This is a genomic window from Bacteroides sp. DH3716P (assembly GCF_025914115.1).
In the GTDB taxonomy this organism is placed as follows: domain Bacteria; phylum Bacteroidota; class Bacteroidia; order Bacteroidales; family Bacteroidaceae; genus Bacteroides; species Bacteroides ovatus.
Map to the genome: position 1 here is coordinate 6,637,316 of NZ_CP083673.1, position 436 is coordinate 6,637,751.

At 44.0% G+C, this 436-nt stretch carries 1 pseudogene; it reads right to left on the minus strand.

From position 1 onward, the window contains the following. Positions 1–124: 124 nt before the first annotated feature. Positions 125–436, minus strand: a pseudogene (locus tag KQP79_RS25860) (mobilization protein); the annotation flags it as partial.

The following is a 436-nucleotide window of genomic DNA, read 5'->3' on the forward strand; positions in this document are numbered from 1 at the left end:
GTAAACTAAACCATTTGCTAAACTACTTTTCCGCTTCCCAATTCAGCCTCCGATTTCGGTTTACTTTGGCCTTATTTCTTATATATAGGCACGGACGTAAACTAAACTGGTTTCTGAACTGTTTTTATTCCTCTTCATGGAACAGGTCAATCTCCGCAAGAGTATATCCGAAATAGTAGTGATTATCCCGCTTCACTATGAGCTTTTGCTCGTTCATCAGATATTTCAGCATTTTGATGATAACGCTTCTGCCACGCTTGAAGCCGATGTCTGCATAGGCTTGCGTCAATTCCTCCACCATGCGATCGAATCCTTTGATAGGTTTCTCCTTGAATGCAGCCGTCAGTGCCTCGTTATGCTGTTCGGATGTCAAGTCTTGGTAAGTAAACCTTGACGGTTGCTTGTCACCTTCTTCCTTCTCCGGCGTGTGCTCGAC